Origin of the sequence: Bacillus sp. FSL K6-1218, assembly GCF_038006445.1 — a bacterium.
In the GTDB taxonomy this organism is placed as follows: Bacteria; Bacillota; Bacilli; order Bacillales; family Bacillaceae_G; genus Bacillus_A; species Bacillus_A thuringiensis_S.
This window is the reverse complement of record NZ_JBBOVE010000001.1, coordinates 1,089,761-1,107,068: the sequence shown is the minus strand read 5'-3', so window position 1 is coordinate 1,107,068 and position 17,308 is coordinate 1,089,761. Positions and strand designations below refer to the sequence as shown.

Below are 17,308 nucleotides of genomic sequence, written 5' to 3'. Positions count from 1 at the left end.
TTTTTTATAAAATTAAAAGGATTATCTTAGTTTGACAATCCTTTTAGTAAATAAAGTTCAAATAACTCTGCAATTTTTTCTTTTTCTAGCGGTTCGTGATTTTTTTCCCAATCAAAAATAAGCGATACATATAGACGAAGCATAATAAATGCTGTAATTTCTGGATCACATTTGCTAATTTCACCTTTTTCAATCGCAATCTTTAAATACGATTGAATAACAGAAACGATTTCCACATCAACTTGTTGCATAACTTCTTGTACTTCTTTCGTTCCCATATCGCGCTCTTCTTGAATTAATTTAATCATGAGCTGATGTTCTTTTCTAAATTCCAAGATGCTATATAATGCTCTATGTACATTTTCAAAAAATGAAACATCTGAACGAATTGCACCTTCTGCAACTTGCTTCATTTCTGTAATTAAATTAGAAATAATTTCACCAAATAGCTCTTCTTTATTTTTGAAAAAAGTATAAATCGTTCCTTTTCCTACATTCGCTAACTTCGCTACTTGATCCATCGTTGTTGCTTTATAACCGAACGCTGAAAAAGACTTTGTTGCAGCTTCAATAATAGAACGTTTTCGATCTATCGCCACATTGTCACCTCCAAAAATGACCAATTGGATAATATAGTCAATCAGTACATCTTTGATATTACCACACGCTTACATTCTATACAAGTTCTCTTTTTATTATTTCCAGTATAAAAGATTTCAGTCAAGTTATATCATACTGTCCATAGTGTATCAAAAAGTATACTTGTATGGAAAGCTAGAATATATTCATAATAATTGCTGGCTAGATCCCACTAGAAATTTAATAAAATAGACAGTGTTCTTAAAACTAAAAGTTTAAGAACACTGTCTATTATTTTGACATAGAAAGTAATATTTTCTCCATTTCTTTCTTAGTTAGCTCATCATCGATTATCTCTTCGTATATCTTTGTATCTCTTGTAAAAATATCATTTACTATGACAATCTGATACTCACTATTCTTTCCTTGTTCTGGTACAAACATTTTGAGCCCTTTTAACTTACCCTCTCCATGAGAAGATTTATTATAGACCATTCCTTTCCCGTCTAAATTATAACTTTCTAGATTCTCTTCTCCAGGCATCATGTAGTGAAGTGGATCCTTATTACCACCTGCATAAATCCTTGATTGGTAAATTGTAAAACCATATTTTCCATTTGTATATTCTGATTTAATAACTAACTCTACATCTCTTCCAAAATATGAATCAGCCCATTCTCTTTTCAACTCATAACCTTCAAGCATATAAGACGGGTGCTTAATTTGAAATGGTACATGTTCGTTTGCTTCTTCTATAGTATATGTTAAAGACTTCTCCACCCTTTCCGAAAGTGGAACTAATTTCTTCTCAATACTAGCTAATCTTTCTTGATCAGCTTTATTCAAACGTTCACGTTTAAATTCCTTTGTATCTCTATCATAATTCTCAGGTACTTTTTTATTAACCATTGCTTTTTTATGAATTTCTTTAGCTTCTTTAAATAATTGAACATACTGCTCAAATTCTTCTTTTGTAAAATTCTTTTCTGCCAAATACAAAAAATCTGTATCCCTTTTATATGACTTTATTGACATACCCCATTCTCTACTTGCATTCTCTGGTGTACCTAATACTGTTTCTATCGCTTTTTCAAAAGCTGCTTTAGATTGCTTTTTTTCTATAACCTTTTCTTCCTGTCTTTCATCTCCCTCAGTTATCTTTGCATTTAATAAAAATCCGCCTGCTATAGCTGCTATAGCAATAATCCCAAGTAAAGAAAGACGATACGATTTCTTTTGAAACTTTTTAATCATAACGATTCTCCTTTTTAGTGTTCGTTTATTTCTACTTAAATTTGCTAGGCTTGGTACTTGATAGGAATAGTGTTCTAAAAGGGTAATAATTGTATGACCGTATGCAATTTGTTCCTCTTTATCTATAAAAGTAAGTGCATATGCATCACAGGCTAATTCTTGATCTTCTCGCATACAAAAATAGGCATACCGAAGAATCGGATTGAACCAATTTAATAGGATTAAACTGTACATAATCCAATTTACAGCTACGTCGTTTCTTTTAATATGAGCTAACTCATGGTAAAAGACATATTGTAATTGTTGCTCATTTAATACTTTCATATGTTTTTTTGATAGTAATACTTTTGGGCGGAAGAAACTAAACACAGTTGGGCTCGCAATCTTTCCCGCTAGACGTAACGAAACTGCCTTCTTCATTTTCATAGATTGCTTACAGCGATTAAACACTGTAGCGACCTGTTCATCCGTAATATCCGGTTGTTTCTTTATGTACGAATATAAACGTCTATTTGTAAGAAACGTTATGACTGCTAATACGATTACCCCAGCTAGCCAAACATACAAAGCAATTTTGTATAAAGAAAATGTAGTCTGTTTTTCCGAACTGACTTTTACTTCCGGTTCGCTAGTTTTTGTCACCATTTTAGAATTTGATTCCAATTCCACTTTTCGGTCGCTTTCTATGTTCACTATATTCTCAGTAGCCGGCATATTTTTTGGAATAACTTCCGATACGCTAGAACGATAGGAAAATAATGAATAAATACTATAAGAGCTATCCGGTGACCATGGTAAAAGGAGTCTTATCATTAATACAATCCACAGCATATATTGCCACCGGGGTGTTAATTTATTTCTAAATAGAACTTTTATACATAAAATAAATCCAACTAATATGCTAGCCATAAGTGACGTTTCTATAAGCCAATCAAAAAAATGAGGAAGGTATACATTTATAAGCGTGTTTATCATTTTTATCGATCCTTCCTCTTATTCTCCTCTGTCTTCTCATCTAAAATGCGTTTTAATTCATTAATATCTTCTGAAGTTAATTTCTCCTCTTTTAAGAAATTAACAAGTAATGGTTTAAAAGCTGCACCGCAAAAACGCTTTAGTAAAGATTTCGTTTCCACTTGCAAATAATTATCTTGTGATACTAACGGATAATAAGCATACATCCGCCCTTTATCTTGATGGTAAGAAACGGCTTCCTTTTGCACTAATCGATTAATTAATGTGCGGATTGTTTTCGGTTTCCAGTCCATTGCATCTTCCAGTTCTTCTATAATTTCATTCGCTGTTTGCGGAGAACTCGACCAAAGTACTTTCATAATTTCTAATTCCGCTTCAGATATTTTAGGTAATTGATTTGTCATCGTATGTTTCACTCCTAAGTATTACATTTGTAATCTATAATTAAGATTACAAATGTAATACTTAATTGTCAACCATATTTTAGAAAAATTAATTTCAGCTAAACCTTACTTCACAACAACAAAATTCCTCTTTTTCAAATAATCAAATAAAAAAACAAGAAAATCTTTACAATTAATAGTAATATAGAAAATAGACAAGTTTATCAAAACAGTGGAGGCTTTTTCAGTCATGATGCGTGCACTTCGTTTAAATATAAAGCAAGCTTTTTGTAATCGTGTTTCTTTAATTATTATGTTTAGTGGACTAGCTCTTATTTTTATTTACCATTATTATTATGTAATTCGTTACATTGGGGATGGAACGGATGCCTTTGTAACAACAGCTTTTAAATGGATTGGATTTCGCGACAATGAAATGGATGTTTATTTATTATTAATGCCCGTTATTGCTAGTTTCCCCTTTAGTACAAGTTACAATTCGGATAAATCAGATGGTTTTAAACCGTTTGTAAGTAAAGGGATTTCTTTGTTCCCTTATTCAGTAACGAAATATATCGTTACATTCTTTTGTGGCGGATTTCTTTATACATTTCCATTCATCTTATCGTTATTATTTTGCAAATTAACCATTCCAGATGGAGAACCGACGGCTGGTTCAGGCATTATAAATGATAATGGGATGTTTGCAAACTTATATTACGAATCTCCCCTCACTTACATTACTGTATATATCGGAATTAATTTTTTATTTGCAGGTTTAATGGCCCTTTTAGGACTTGCAGCATCTGCGTGGTCACAAAAGGACTATATGGCGATTCTTTTCCCATTTGCAGTTGCCTCCATTCCATACGTCCTGCTAAATACGATATTCCCTACAATAGGCGGAGCGCCTTTTCATTTATATGACCCAAAACAACCGTTACATGGCATGTCGCCGTATATTTTAACGATGCAATGCACTTTCTTCCTTCTCGTTAGCTTAATTATGTATATACAAGGAGTAAAACGTGATAGAAAAAAATATAGAAGAAGGTTGCAAAAAAGGGAGCGCTGTAGAAAAGCGTTTCAAACAATTTCAGACTAAATGATTAAACGAATAAGAGCGTAATTCCCTAAGTTAGCATAGAGAATTACGCTCTTATTATCATTACATATAATCATCCTCCACTTTACGGTGTACCTGCCAATCCCCATAAGATAACGAACACCGCAAAATAAATCGCTTTAATACCTATCACTGAACATAATAAAATAATTGCATATTTACTTAATTCTCTTCTTGCACCTATTAAAGTAAAAATAACCGCCAAGCTAAAAGTTATATAAGAAGCTGTTGTATTAATTAAGTTATACGTAATATCTAGATTACTTGTAAGTCCTGTTATATCAGCTACAAACTGAAGCATGACGATTGTACTAAAGAAAATTGCAAGCTGATTCATTAACTTTCCATTTATTCGTGCTTGCATCACTGCCCTCCCGACGACTGAATATTCTATTAATTTTATCATCAGATTACAAAAAAAGGAATCATCTCTTTATACTATTGATTCAGAAACAAAAAAGAACGCTTAGTCACCTAAGCGTTCCCCACTTTAAGAAGCCTTCTTCAAATCAATTTGAGCAAGTACTGGGTCGTGGTCACTTACACGTCCGTGCTCTTTCATTATGTTTGAGTTTAAGTGCACTGGATCTACAATTGTGTGCGGTGCGATGTTGTTTGTTACTAAAATATGATCTAACACTTGTGCATTTCCTTCGTGAATGTACGTGTAACGATTCTCTTTCGGCACTGTGTTTAACATATCTTTTAAGATTGTTCCCTCTAGTGTTTTTAATGGTTTAGAGAATTCGAAATCGTTCATATCACCTAACACAACAACTGGTGCATTCGTATTCTTTTTCTGAATTCCTTGCACAAAATGATTTACTTCTTGTGCTAACTGAATTCGTTTGTCTTCACTTTTTAATACGAGCGGTTGCACTTTTCCAAATGGCGTTGCATCTCCTAGTTTTGAGTTTAAGTGATTTGCAACGACAACAATGTTTTGTCCTTGGAACGTAAATTCTGCCGCTAACGGTTTACGTGTACTTTCAAATAATGGATTTTCGTCTCCAATACGAACAACATTTTTATCAAGTAACTTCGGTACCGTCGCTAATTTCACGCGTGATGGATTATAGAAGAAGCCGACGCGAATATTCGCTCCTGGTGCTCCTCCGTCTTGATTATTGTTTGGAGCGATTTCGACATACTCATACTTCGGTCCACGAATTTCTAGAACTGCATCAATGATACGTTTTGCGCTTAATGACGCATCTGTTGTACCGTCATTAATTGATCCGTTATTATCTTGCATTTCCTCTACACCGATAATATCTGGCATTTTTAAGTTGTATTTAATAGAATACGCTAACGCTTTTACCTTTTCATCTGTTGTTTCTTTTTTATTCGCTGAGAAGTTTTCAATGTTATATGTAGCAACCGTTAACTTATCAAGACGTGGCTGAATATTTGCCCCTACTTGCTTAAATACACCATCCAATACAGCTGGCAATTCTGTTATTGGCGAAATACGGAAAGAACCGTAATCATATCCTACTACCCCTATTATATCTCCAGTAAAAGTATCTCCTACTTTTGCTACATAATCGCGAGGTACTTTTACAGAAAGACGCTCTGGGTTTAATTGATTTTCATCTAATAGAGGTGTGCCATATTGTGTTACTATTTTATCTCCACCATTTTTTACTGTTACATATAAATTTCCGTTTTTCTGAGGTGCAATAATTTTTGGTGTTGGCATCGTAACACGCATACCTTCTATACTTTCATAGAAGTCGATTGCATCTTCATTTGGATCAAATAAACCAAATGCATCATTATCAATAATCTGGTCCGGGATTTTCACACCGTTTTCCCCAAGTACAATCGGTGCCGGCAAAGATTGATCTTTTACGATTACAGCAACGCGACTCGCCTTAATTTCTGTCGTCGTTAAGTCTGTTTCAAATCGCTCTGCATATCCTGGTCCAACATATTCTTCTACTACTCCATCAACTTGAATAAGATCTCCTACTGCTACATTCGCATCTTTTTTATATACGTACATACCTTCTGAAGTAGCTGGATCATTATCCGGCTGATTATCTTCTATATAAAAGCCGTTTTTATCAAGCGCTGTGACAACGCCTTCCACATTGTTTACTTTCTTCCCGTTGTAAGAAGACATATGTGATTTCCCTTGAATGTCATGAATACGAACCTGTTCATTATTTACGATAATAAATGAAAATGTCGAAATTGCTGAAGAAGTAAGCCCTTCTTTTTCCGCGATTGCTTTCACTACACTATTTTCATTCACTACAATTTGTCCATTATAACGAACACTCTTATTAGTAGGATTAGAGCCATCTAACGTATAGTAGATTGTTGCGCCTTCTGTATTCGTCGTTAATGTTACCGCTGTTCCTCTAGCAACTTCTCCGCCGTTCGGTGAAGCTAATACATCGCTAACACGGTCTTGTCCTTCACCTTGAAACTTATAAGCTGTTACTGATTTTAGACCTGGGTTACTAAAATATAATTCAAGAGTCCCTGTTAAATTAACTTTCTTCCCGATATTTTCAGGATGATCTTTTACATTCACTGCCGTTCTCACATCACCTTTTGGCAACTGAACGGGCATGATTTTGTCTGGATTCGTTTCGTTTGGCGAATCTGCAATTGCTACGTTTGTATCATCAAACTTAGCTGGATCCTTCGTATATTTAGAAGAACTTTGCGTATATCCAACAATATATCCTTCTACTATCCCCTTCGTTTTCCCTTGCTGCTTAAATACTTGAATTGCTTTTTCTACTGACATAGAAGCAGTTTCTTCTGCTTGCGCTAAAGTTCCAGTAAATGAAAGCAATAGCAAGAATGATAAAAAGACACTTAACAATTTCTTCACAGCCATTTTCCTCTCTCTATTTCATATTTTCTCAGCATTTCTATCATAACAAATGATTCGTTATATAGAACTATATTTCGACAAATTTTACAAAAGATTTATTTAATTTACAAGCTTTCAAACTATAATACAAAATAATAATTTTACACCTTCTACAAATGCACTCTATAATGTTAGAGAGAGAAAACAGAAAATATCGACATTTAATTGGCATGTAAAATGGATTCATTTGAATAGGAGTGATTGGATGGAAGTACAAACAGAAACATACCGCGCAGCTATGAATGGAACATTAGAACGTCATTTTTCAGATATGATTGCCGTTATACCAACTAGAATTACAATTGAGCAGTTAAAACAGCGACTAGAAACTATCGCTACTAAAGTTGATGATTTAAAAATTGTTTATAGTGATAAGACAAGCCTTATTGTTGAATTACATATGGGTGAAACAGTCATACCGTATGAACTGCATATTGATGAACCGAACGATCCAGAAGGATATAAAATGTACAATAGACAAGATTCTACAATTGTAGATCGTAATTTTGAAGATGCGGCTTTCGGCACTGAAATTTTCACTCGTACGCTATTTGTAGGCGATGTACTGGACTGCTTTTTCCAGCAGTTACAGTTTTTATGGAATCTCGCCCCAGATTTGTTATTTGTAATCGATTCAAGTGCAGCAATGAAAGTGATATCTAGAAGCTATATTGAATATCACGTTGAAAATGAATTATTACCTGACATTCCTGACTTATACGTTATTCATTCCGTTTATGAAGACGATAAAGACGGTGAGCCTACGCAATATTGGTTTCATACACATGGTCTTTTAAGAGCAGGCGTAACTGAAATAGAGTTAATTATTCCAAATCGCATTTCTTCCTACTACGGCATTAGCGATCTCTTTCAAACATTTGCTAATAATGCCGTTGAGAATGGACAAGTCCCTATGAATGAGCCTATCGTTATCGCACATAGTCAGCAAGGTTCTATACATACAGTCGCTGTTCCGTGGGAAAAAGGATTATCTTATATAGGGCATAAAACGAGTATGGACCAATTATCTTCAATCGAGGATGAAGAAGTGAAACTACAACCAATAGATACACAAAATACATTCTTAGGCGGAATGGATGCCCGAGATGAATACCATCAATCTCCATCCGTTCTCTTATTCAAATTTAATACTTCAGAAAAATATATTGAAAGTTTTTTCAAAGAACACGAGGAAGCTACAGGGCTCATGTTCTATAAAACAAATAGTGAAACCAATCGTATGGCTTACAATGCGAAAAATACTTTCGGGTATTTCAGCAACATTTTTCACATTGAACAATCAAATGAAGATTTTCGTTTCCTTGCTAAGTTTGGTGTCTCCTACGAAGAAGGAAAAAGTGAACATATGTGGTTTGAAATGCAAAACATTACGGAAGATTTCATTCAAGGAATACTCATTAATGAACCATATTTTATAGAAGATATGAGTGAAGGAAATCGTTATCATTTAGATTTTGATAACTTAACAGAGTGGGTTATTTATGCAGGAGATGCCGTTATAAAGCCAAATAGCTTATATATGTTTATTGGCGAATAAGTATTTTATATAACAAACGAAATGCCTTCAATATGATTGAAGGCGTTTCTTATAGTTTATTGTGCGATTAATTCAGCATCTATTACTTTCTCCAAATGAGATAATACACGCTTTGCAGCTTCCTCACCTTGATTAATACAATCTGGAAGTCCAGCACCAGCATAGGAGCTACCTGCCAAGTATATACCAGGCAACTCTTTCTGCATAAATGTTGTGAGCTTTTTCATTCGCTCGTTATGGCCTACTGTATATTGAGGCATCGCTTCTTTCCAGCGGCTTACAATTGTAAACTCTGGATCCTCTGTAATATCCATCGTCTTTCTTAAATCTTCTAGTACGAGCTGAACGAGTTCTTCTTCAGTTTGTTCTACAACCGCTTCATCACCAGCACGTCCAACGTAACAGCGAAGGAGTGTTTTTCCTTCTGGCGTTGTATGTGGCCATTTTTTATGCGTCCACGTACATGCTGTAATCGTGTAATCGCTATTTCGTGATACGACAAATCCTGTACCATTAATATCGCGCTTGATTGCGGACTTTTGGAAAGCAAGTGCGACATTCGCAACGGATGTGGATGGAATATTACGGAAGAAACGAAACTGCTTGTACTGAGCAAACATGGACGGCAATACTTTATGCGAAGTTGCCACTACGATGGCGTCCGCTTCTATTTCTTTTCCGTTACTAAGAGTAATCGTATAACCATCACCCTGTTTTGCAACTTTTTCAATGCGAGTTCCCTTTATTATCGTACCTTCATGCATCTTTGCTTCGAGAGATTCTACGATAGATTCTAAACCTGTTTTCACTGTTTGGAAGATTCCTTTTTTCGGTTCAGCTTTCTCTTCTTTCGGAACGAGCGTACGCATACCGAGTGAAATACTGCGATGTTTCTGCTCAATCTGATACATTTGCGGGAATGTTGACATTAAGCTCATTTCATCAATATCCCCTGCATAAATACCCGATAGTAATGGTTCTATTAAGTTTTCAACCACTTCGTTTCCGAGACGGTGTCTGAAAAATTGACCGAGTGATTGATCAGATACTGGCTTTGACCTCGGCATTAATAGATCAAAACCAGCTCTTAGTTTACCAATTGGGGAGAACAGCCCGGAAAATAGAAACGGCGTAATTTGCGTTGGAATTCCCATCATTGATCCATTCGGCATTTTATGTAACCGATTGTTTACGAGGATAAATGATTGACCGGCCTGATTATTTACAAGTTCATCGCCAAGACCTAATTCTTTCACTAATCTAGCTGCACTTTCTTTTCGTGCTAAGAAAGAATCTGGCCCACGTTCAATTGTAAATCCATCTTTTCGAACGGTTTGAATTTTCCCGCCAAGTTTACCCGATGCTTCTATAAGTAATGTATCGATCGGCAAGTTTTTTTCATGAATATTTTTTTGTAAGTTATACATTGCTGTTAATCCAGTGATGCCTCCGCCGACGATCACAACTTTTTTCCTCAAGCAGGCTCCCCCTTTCTTCTTACAGTACAGATTCTTTTTTCTTTAATACAACATCTGTTAAGCAATCAATAAATGCGTCTGATGCATTTGGCATTTCTGGACGATAATATTTCGCGCCAATTTCATCCGTTACAACTTTACACTCAAAGTCATTGTCATATAAAACTTCTAAATGTTCAGCAACAAATCCAACTGGTGCATATACGAATGAAGTATAACCGTGCTTTTCATTTAGTTCCCTCGTTAAATCTTGTACATCTGGACCAATCCAAGGATCTGGTGTGTTTCCTGCACTTTGCCAGCCTACTGCATAGTTTGCTACTTCAGCTCCGCGCGCGATATAATCAGCTGTTTCACTTAATTGATCTGGATATGGATCGCCCATTGCAATAATTTTCTCTGGTAAGCTATGTGCAGATACGATTAATACTGCTTTTTCACGCTCTGCATCTGACATACCGTTATATATACCTTTCACTGCATCAACCCAGTACTGGATGAATTTCGGCTCTTTATACCAGCTATCAATGCCGTGAATTGTTAAGTTTCCAAGTTTCTCAGCTTCTTCTTGTGCTCGTCCAACGTATGATTTCACGCTAAACGTAGAATAGTGAGGTGCAAGAACAAGTGCGATTGCATCTTGTATTCCGTCGTTATGCATATCTTTCACCGCATCTTCAATAAACGGTTCAATATGTTTTAAACCAAGATACATATGGTACTCTACTTCATCTTGTACTTCATTTAAACGCTGTTCTAACTTCTTAGCTTGCTCTAATGTAATAGTAGCTAAAGGAGAAATACCACCAATTGCACGGTAACGCTCTGTTAAATCTTCCAGCATTTCAGGACTTGGCTTTCTTCCTCTACGAATATGTGTATAGTAACGTTCAATATCTTCTTCTTTATATGGCGTTCCGTATGCCATTACAAGCAAACCAATTTTCTTTTTCATACAGCAATTCTCCTTTACTTCGCTAACTGCCCTTTAGAGTATTCATGAATAAATGTAGTTAAACGTTTTAATGTATCCGGATTTACTTCTGGGAATACACCGTGACCTAAGTTAAAGATATAACCCGGCTGTTTCATCCCTTGATCTAAAATACCTTTTACATGTTCTTCAATAACAGACCATGGTGCAAGTAAGAACGAAGGGTCCATATTTCCTTGTACCGCCTTATGAACGCCGCGTGCACGTGCTTCTTCGATCGGTAAGCGCCAATCTAAGCCAACTACATCAAGCGGTAAGTCGTGCCATTCATTTACTAAGTGTGCAGCTCCTACGCCATGCATAATCATCGGTACACCCATCGTGCGAACTTCTGCAAAAATACGCTCCATTGCTGGTTTAATAAATACGCGGTAATCTGCTACGTTTACTGTTCCAACCCAAGAATCGAAAATTTGAACTGCTTTTGCTCCTGCGTTAATTTGCGCTTTTAAATATGTAATAACCATATCTGCTAGCTTATCCATTAATGCGAACCAAGCTTTCGGCTCTGCATACATAAACGCTTTCGTATTATGGTAGTTACGAGATGGACCACCTTCAATCATATAGCTCGCTAATGTAAATGGAGCTCCTGAAAAACCGATTAACGGTACGTCTAACATTTCTGTCGTTAATAAACGAATTGTATCTAGTATGTACGGTACGTCATCTTCTGGATTGATTTCCCCTAGTTTTTCTACGTCTTGTAAAGAACGGATTGGGTTATCGATAACTGGGCCAATACCAGATTTAATTTCTACATCCACACCAATTGCAGGTAGTGGTGACATAATATCTTTATAAAGAATTGCTGCGTCTACGTTATATTGATCAACCGGCAATTTTGTAACGTAAGCACATAACTCTGGATTGTGTGTAATTTCAAATAAAGAATACTTTTCTTTAATCTTTCTATATTCCGGCTGTGAACGACCTGCTTGACGCATATACCATGCTGGTACATAATCGGTACGTTCCCCCCTACATGCTTTTAAAAATGTCTCATTTATAGTTCTTACCAAGACCCTTGCTCCCTTCCTTACCAATGCTTCGAATACGTTCGATATTTATCTTTTTTTACTATACAGCTTGTAAAAACAAAATGCATAATATTATGTACGTTGTTCATTAAATTGACACAAACATTCGTAAAAACGCTTACTATTTTCACAACATTCTTATTATAACACAGAGAAAAACTATGGTTTAGCTACTTTTGACTTTTCTCCTTCACGATTCGTTTGTGTATTATATGGTACAACGTAAAAGCTCGGTTTTGAAAATATGTTAACGAACTTTTCCTCATATTCCCCAGCGCCATTTACAGTGCTAACATGCGTATGAATTCCGTTCTCCACTCTATAGATTCGGTACATAATTCTGTTATCTGGAAGTGGCGTCCAGCTTAATTTTGCTTTAAATAAACCGAAAGGGCTAAATGATAGTTTCATTTTTACATCTTCAATTTTGCGCAGCCGAATCGGAGCACCGATTGTTTCCACACCTTCAGGCTTCATAAACTTCTCTTTATGTTCTACATTAGCCTTCGTTAAAATTTTCTTAAACAATTTTGTTGCAGACGCACTTTCTCCTTGCAACTGATGCTCCTTATCCGTGCGGTCATAACCAATCCAAACAGCGCCTACTAATTTCGGTGTATAGCCGACGAACCACATATCTCTTGCTCCCTTATCGTCATTTGGCAATGAAGTTGTACCCGTTTTTCCAGCTAACGCACCGTTATATACACCAACTCTCGCTGTTCCTTCCTTCACAACTCCTTCTAACATTTTTGTCATATACCATGCTGTCTGCTTCGAGAAGATTTTCGTCTCTACTTTTGGAGATTCCCCAATGACTGCACCGTGTCTATTTAATACTTTATCAATAACGTGCGGCTCGATAATATTTCCATTTGCTAAAAACGAACGATACATTTTTACAAGATCAAATGTTGAAACACCATTTTTCAATCCGCCAAGCGCTGTACTTAAACCAGCATCTGCAATATGGACATTTCCTTTTTCTAAATATTGCTTTCCTTCTTCTACCCCTAACTCATTTAATAAAGAAACTGCCGGTACGTTTGCCGACTCTAAAATCGCATCATACATCGTCATTTCTTTTGAATACTCATGATTATAATTTCGAGGTTCATACCCTTCAAAAGAATTTCTTTCATTCGTTAATAAAGAATACGGATTATACTTTTTCGTTTCTAGTGCTGGTGCATAAACGATAAGTGGTTTTAAAACAGATCCAGGCTGCCTTTTGGCAAAAACACGATTAAATCCTCTCGGGACGTACTTTCTTCCCCCAATCGCCGCTTTAATCCCTCCCGTACGATTATCCATTAATAAAAATGCACCTTGCGCCCCTTCTTCTTTCCCAGGAAAATTCCTTGCATCTTGAAACTGGTTATACGCTACCTTTTGAATTTTTTCATCCATAGGTACGACAAACGTATATCCTCCGCGAAGTACTTCTTGATGAGACAACCCGTATAAACGAGCGGCTTCATCTATGACCATATCAATATACGGCATATATGCAAGCTCATTCTCATCTAAGTTTTTATATAGAGCAATTATCTTCCCTTGATAACGAACGCTTTCTTCTGCAGTCAAATAGCCTTGTTTATGCATAAGTGACAACACGAGATCGCGGCGTTCCTTACTCTTCTCTGCAGAGTAGTACGGTGAATATCCGTTTGGTGACTTCGGAAGACCTGCAAGCATTGCCCCTTCCTCTACTGTTAAATCCTCAACATTTTTATTAAAATACAGCTTTGCTGCTGCTTGAATACCGTAAGCCCCATGACCAAAATAAATATGATTCATATACATTTCAAGAATTTGTTGCTTCGTATATTTTTGCTCTAATTGAAGAGAGATTGCGACTTCCTTCAATTTGCGCGTAAATGTTTTTTCACGAGTTAAAAAGACATTTTTAGCGAGTTGCTGCGTAATGGTACTACCGCCCTCTACCTTTTCTCCAGCTAACGTATCTTTATAAAGAGCACGGAATATAGACGGATAATCAATTCCTTGATGCTCATAAAAACGAGAATCTTCCACCGCAACAAACGCCTGCTGCACATACTTCGGAATTTGCTCGATCGGTACGAGCTCCCTATTTTCTACGTATAATTTCGTAATTTCTTTCCCTTTCTGGTCAACGATACGTGATGAAGAGTGGAAAACGAGCTGCTTTTCATCCATCATATAGCCACCAGCTAACACGATAAGTTTATAGAGTACAATCGCTACTACGAACGTTGCGACGCCACCTAATAAAGTCCACTTTACTTTCTTCATACATCGTCCTTCTTTCCAAATGATGGTACATTTATTATTTGAAAAAGAAGTATCTTTATGTATATAATCTTCGAAGTTTTTTAAGAGAGTTGATATAATAGAAACAAACTATTAAGGGGGCACTAAAATGAAGGCTATTATTTCATACGAAACACCTCTAGAACAAGCACATTTCACTGCAAAAAATGATGAGAAAAATATGTTTTATAAAGAAAATACAGAAGAATCTGTAGAAGGCTCACTTAAGTATGACGTACTAGATGCTGTCGGTGAATTTAAAGGACAACCTGGCTATATCGTTTGTAACAACATTTCTGTAACAGACGAAGGTCGCCCTGTATTTGAAAACCGCTTTAAAAACCGCGCAGGCCTTATTGAAAACGAACCAGGATTCCAAGCAATCCGTGTTCTACGCCCATTAAGTAACGATACATATGTCATCTTAACGATGTGGGAAACAGAGCAAAACTTTAAAGATTGGACAGAATCACGTTCATTCGAAAACGCTCATAAAAAACGCCCCACGCAAGCAGAAGGACAACCTCAGGCTCAAGCGCATCCACATGCAGAACAGCAAAAGAGTATTTTCTCTCGTCCTTCTTTTGTGACTACTTTTGATGTGTTAGTTTAATTAAAAAGTGATACACCACTGACAGTACGTGAAATTATATTAACGATTTTTCGAATATATCTATCATATCTTTGAATATATCAACGATTTTTTCAATTTATCTATCACATCTTGAAATATATCAACGATTCGACTAAAGATATCGATTTAATGACAAAAAGGAAACACCATTACACACCGGTGTTTCCTTTTTCTTTGTACCAATTATATATACGAAGTGAATCTTTTTTTCTCATATGCTTTACTTCATAACCGCGCCCGGCTACCGCTACAAGAGTTGTACATAATTCATCTTTTCTTTGAAAATACGATTGATCATAACCTACTACTTGAACATGTCTTCTTCGCATTATTCCTGTATATTTCGAAAAATTACGATATACAACCGTTAGTTGATTTTCTCTTAATTCATAACCGCCACTTTTATATCTAGCATACGCAAGTAACGAAAACACGATAAATAACGGTAAAATAACAAACAACGCAATATATTGTTTAAAATATATACTCACGCTGGCAATTAGAACTGTGAGTATGATACTTATTAACCAGCCCATAATGAAATAACGACGCAACGCTGTTTTTGGTAAGTGAACGATCTCCGCTTCGATTTCATAAGGTAACTCTAAATATGTGAGCAGATGCTGTACATCTTTTTTCTTCATAAATGGATGCAACATTACTTCGTTACTTGCTGCTCCAATACTTTGAATTGCTTCCACTTCAACAGCACAATAGCCAAACGGCTGGCGAAGCATACCTTCTTTTACAGTAATCGCTTGAATGCGGTGCAATTTTAAGACAAACTCTTTCTTTTCAAATAATCCTTGAACGATACGAATCTCTTCCCCTTTTCGCTCAATTTTAAAGTTTGCATATTTCAACACATATCCAGCCGTGGAAATAATCCACGAAATTGCCATTAAAATTAATGCAATTACAATTAGTTTATAAACACCGTTTCCCATCACATACGCTTCTACTTTACTTGTGAATCCTTCAGGAAGAACAAAATCAAACTTTGTGTAAAGAAGTACTAGTCCAGAGAACACTAGTCCGAACCGACCAGATGTAATCGCTGCGGCTAAAACCTCTTTCGCTGTTAACTGATAAACCGTCTTGCTTTCTTCCTCTTCTATTTCTTCTTTTACAGTAGTTTCTTTCTTATGTAATAAAGAGATTAAATGTTTTGCCTCGTCTTCTTTAATACCAGCCAACATCACTTCTGGTTCATTACCACCACCGGCTACTTCTATATTTAACTTCATAAGTCCGAGCATTTGATAAATGATGTTAGAAGACGTACTAATATTTTGTACACGCTCTTTATTTAAATAGCTTTCCTTCTTTACAAAAACACCGTGCTTTATATGTAAAATATTATTCTCAATCCAGTACACTTTAAAATACCATTTAATTGCTGAAAAAATAGCCATGATGAATAAAACAACCAGAAGGAAAAGATAAAATAAATACCAAGGTTCCACTTGTTCATCAGGTTTAAATAAAACAAGAATAATAAGTGGCAACAAACTCGCAACCCTAATACCTAACAATATCGTGATCGGATGTTGCCTCTTATACATCCTCATCACTCACTTTCGCAAGTTCTCCAATTTGTCTTTTCAGCTGTTCTGCTTCTTCTTTCGTTAAACCTGGGATACTATGAGAAGTTGCGGCTGTTGAAATGTGTAATTCTGCTAAATTATACTTTCTCATAATTGGCCCTTGCTCAATCGTTACGTGCTGCACACGGATCATCGGAATAAGTACGCGTTTTACAACGAACATTCCCTTTTGAATCTCAATCTCTTCTTCATTTAATCTGTAACTATAATAGCGCTGACGTAAATTTGGAAACACAAAATAATCAAGTGGAATAAACATAATGGCTCCTGTTACTAATAGTCCAAACAACCAGCCCCACCAGTTAAAGTTAATCATAAAAAAGAAATACGCAATTACGACTGTTAGTATAACTGCCGCCCCAATTAAAGCGTGAATCCTCCACACTTTCAGCATATTAGAATGAATCTCCCTTTCTAACGGCTGCATCTCATCACTCCAATTCTATGAATTTATTACTTATATATTATCAAAAAATAAGGTTTTATATACAT

14 protein-coding genes are annotated in these 17,308 nt (G+C 35.9%); 3 read left to right on the top strand and 11 right to left on the bottom strand.

What is annotated here, in order from left to right:
• Positions 1-26: 26 nt before the first annotated feature.
• From MHI26_RS05770 to MHI26_RS05760, 3 genes are all read right to left on the bottom strand, one after another.
• Entirely contained in the window at positions 27-599 is a 573-nt protein-coding gene (locus MHI26_RS05770) for a TetR/AcrR family transcriptional regulator (protein WP_061666655.1), read from the bottom strand.
• Between the two features lie 271 nt (positions 600-870).
• Complete coding sequence (locus tag MHI26_RS05765; protein ID WP_061666654.1) at positions 871-2,808, bottom strand: M56 family metallopeptidase; 1,938 nt, start codon at positions 2,806-2,808, stop codon at positions 871-873.
• Between the two features lie 2 nt (positions 2,809-2,810).
• Positions 2,811-3,212, bottom strand: a complete 402-nt coding sequence (locus MHI26_RS05760; RefSeq protein ID WP_061666653.1) for a BlaI/MecI/CopY family transcriptional regulator — start codon at positions 3,210-3,212, stop codon at positions 2,811-2,813.
• Between the two features lie 229 nt (positions 3,213-3,441).
• Between MHI26_RS05760 and MHI26_RS05755 the strand changes: the two genes are divergently transcribed.
• A complete protein-coding gene (locus MHI26_RS05755; RefSeq protein ID WP_000984161.1) occupies positions 3,442-4,296 on the top strand; it encodes a hypothetical protein in 855 nt (284 codons plus the stop codon).
• Positions 4,297-4,381: 85 nt separating this feature from the next.
• On the opposite strand, the gene MHI26_RS05750 is transcribed toward MHI26_RS05755, so the two are convergent.
• Both MHI26_RS05750 and MHI26_RS05745 read right to left on the bottom strand, forming a co-directional pair.
• A complete protein-coding gene (locus tag MHI26_RS05750) occupies positions 4,382-4,681 on the bottom strand; it encodes a hypothetical protein (RefSeq protein ID WP_001148895.1) in 300 nt (99 codons plus the stop codon).
• 126 nt (positions 4,682-4,807) lie between these two features.
• Complete coding sequence (locus tag MHI26_RS05745; protein ID WP_061666652.1) at positions 4,808-7,174, bottom strand: DUF6359 domain-containing protein; 2,367 nt, start codon at positions 7,172-7,174, stop codon at positions 4,808-4,810.
• 241 nt (positions 7,175-7,415) lie between these two features.
• On the opposite strand from MHI26_RS05745, the gene MHI26_RS05740 reads away from it, so the two are divergent.
• A complete protein-coding gene (locus MHI26_RS05740; protein WP_000453724.1) occupies positions 7,416-8,768 on the top strand; it encodes a DUF4026 domain-containing protein in 1,353 nt (450 codons plus the stop codon).
• 56 nt (positions 8,769-8,824) lie between these two features.
• Here the strand turns inward: MHI26_RS05740 and hemY are convergent, their stop codons facing one another.
• The 4 genes from hemY to MHI26_RS05720 all read right to left on the bottom strand — a co-directional run bounded on the left by hemY (position 8,825) and on the right by MHI26_RS05720 (position 14,557).
• Positions 8,825-10,246, bottom strand: coding sequence for a protoporphyrinogen oxidase (gene hemY, locus MHI26_RS05735; protein ID WP_001228105.1), 1,422 nt, complete (start codon positions 10,244-10,246; stop codon positions 8,825-8,827).
• Between the two features lie 19 nt (positions 10,247-10,265).
• Positions 10,266-11,201 carry a ferrochelatase gene (gene hemH / locus MHI26_RS05730; RefSeq protein ID WP_061666651.1) on the bottom strand — a complete coding sequence of 312 codons (936 nt, stop codon included), beginning with the start codon at positions 11,199-11,201 and terminating at the stop codon, positions 10,266-10,268.
• Between the two features lie 14 nt (positions 11,202-11,215).
• On the bottom strand, positions 11,216-12,262 hold the full coding sequence (gene hemE, locus MHI26_RS05725; RefSeq protein ID WP_000252614.1) for a uroporphyrinogen decarboxylase: 1,047 nt from the start codon (positions 12,260-12,262) through the stop codon (positions 11,216-11,218).
• A 177-nt stretch (positions 12,263-12,439) separates the two neighbouring features.
• Positions 12,440-14,557, bottom strand: coding sequence for a transglycosylase domain-containing protein (locus tag MHI26_RS05720; protein ID WP_061666650.1), 2,118 nt, complete (start codon positions 14,555-14,557; stop codon positions 12,440-12,442).
• 127 nt (positions 14,558-14,684) lie between these two features.
• Here MHI26_RS05720 and hmoB point away from each other — a divergent pair, with 127 nt between their 5' ends.
• Positions 14,685-15,188, top strand: a complete 504-nt coding sequence (gene hmoB / locus MHI26_RS05715; protein ID WP_061666649.1) for a heme-degrading monooxygenase HmoB — start codon at positions 14,685-14,687, stop codon at positions 15,186-15,188.
• 170 nt (positions 15,189-15,358) lie between these two features.
• On the opposite strand, the gene MHI26_RS05710 is transcribed toward hmoB, so the two are convergent.
• Together MHI26_RS05710 and MHI26_RS05705 are read right to left on the bottom strand one after the other, a co-directional pair.
• Positions 15,359-16,774 (bottom strand): PH domain-containing protein, encoded by a 1,416-nt coding sequence (locus tag MHI26_RS05710; RefSeq protein WP_061666648.1) that lies wholly within the window; start codon positions 16,772-16,774, stop codon positions 15,359-15,361.
• Positions 16,767-17,243 (bottom strand): PH domain-containing protein, encoded by a 477-nt coding sequence (locus MHI26_RS05705; protein WP_061666647.1) that lies wholly within the window; start codon positions 17,241-17,243, stop codon positions 16,767-16,769. The genes MHI26_RS05710 and MHI26_RS05705 overlap by 8 nt, the downstream gene beginning before the upstream one ends.
• Positions 17,244-17,308 lie beyond the last annotated feature (65 nt).

What these genes read in the sequence shown, in the direction of transcription:
- MHI26_RS05765 (WP_061666654.1), bottom strand. Translation starts at nt 2,808, where the DNA reads ATGATAAACACGCTTATAAATGTATACCTTCCTCATTTTTTTGATTGG.
- MHI26_RS05760 (WP_061666653.1), bottom strand. Translation starts at nt 3,212, where the DNA reads ATGACAAATCAATTACCTAAAATATCTGAAGCGGAATTAGAAATTATG.
- MHI26_RS05755 (WP_000984161.1), top strand. Translation starts at nt 3,442, where the DNA reads ATGATGCGTGCACTTCGTTTAAATATAAAGCAAGCTTTTTGTAATCGT.
- MHI26_RS05750 (WP_001148895.1), bottom strand. Translation starts at nt 4,681, where the DNA reads ATGCAAGCACGAATAAATGGAAAGTTAATGAATCAGCTTGCAATTTTC.
- MHI26_RS05745 (WP_061666652.1), bottom strand. Translation starts at nt 7,174, where the DNA reads ATGGCTGTGAAGAAATTGTTAAGTGTCTTTTTATCATTCTTGCTATTG.
- MHI26_RS05740 (WP_000453724.1), top strand. Translation starts at nt 7,416, where the DNA reads ATGGAAGTACAAACAGAAACATACCGCGCAGCTATGAATGGAACATTA.
- hemH (WP_061666651.1), bottom strand. Translation starts at nt 11,201, where the DNA reads ATGAAAAAGAAAATTGGTTTGCTTGTAATGGCATACGGAACGCCATAT.
- MHI26_RS05720 (WP_061666650.1), bottom strand. Translation starts at nt 14,557, where the DNA reads ATGAAGAAAGTAAAGTGGACTTTATTAGGTGGCGTCGCAACGTTCGTA.
- hmoB (WP_061666649.1), top strand. Translation starts at nt 14,685, where the DNA reads ATGAAGGCTATTATTTCATACGAAACACCTCTAGAACAAGCACATTTC.
- MHI26_RS05710 (WP_061666648.1), bottom strand. Translation starts at nt 16,774, where the DNA reads ATGTATAAGAGGCAACATCCGATCACGATATTGTTAGGTATTAGGGTT.
- MHI26_RS05705 (WP_061666647.1), bottom strand. Translation starts at nt 17,243, where the DNA reads ATGCAGCCGTTAGAAAGGGAGATTCATTCTAATATGCTGAAAGTGTGG.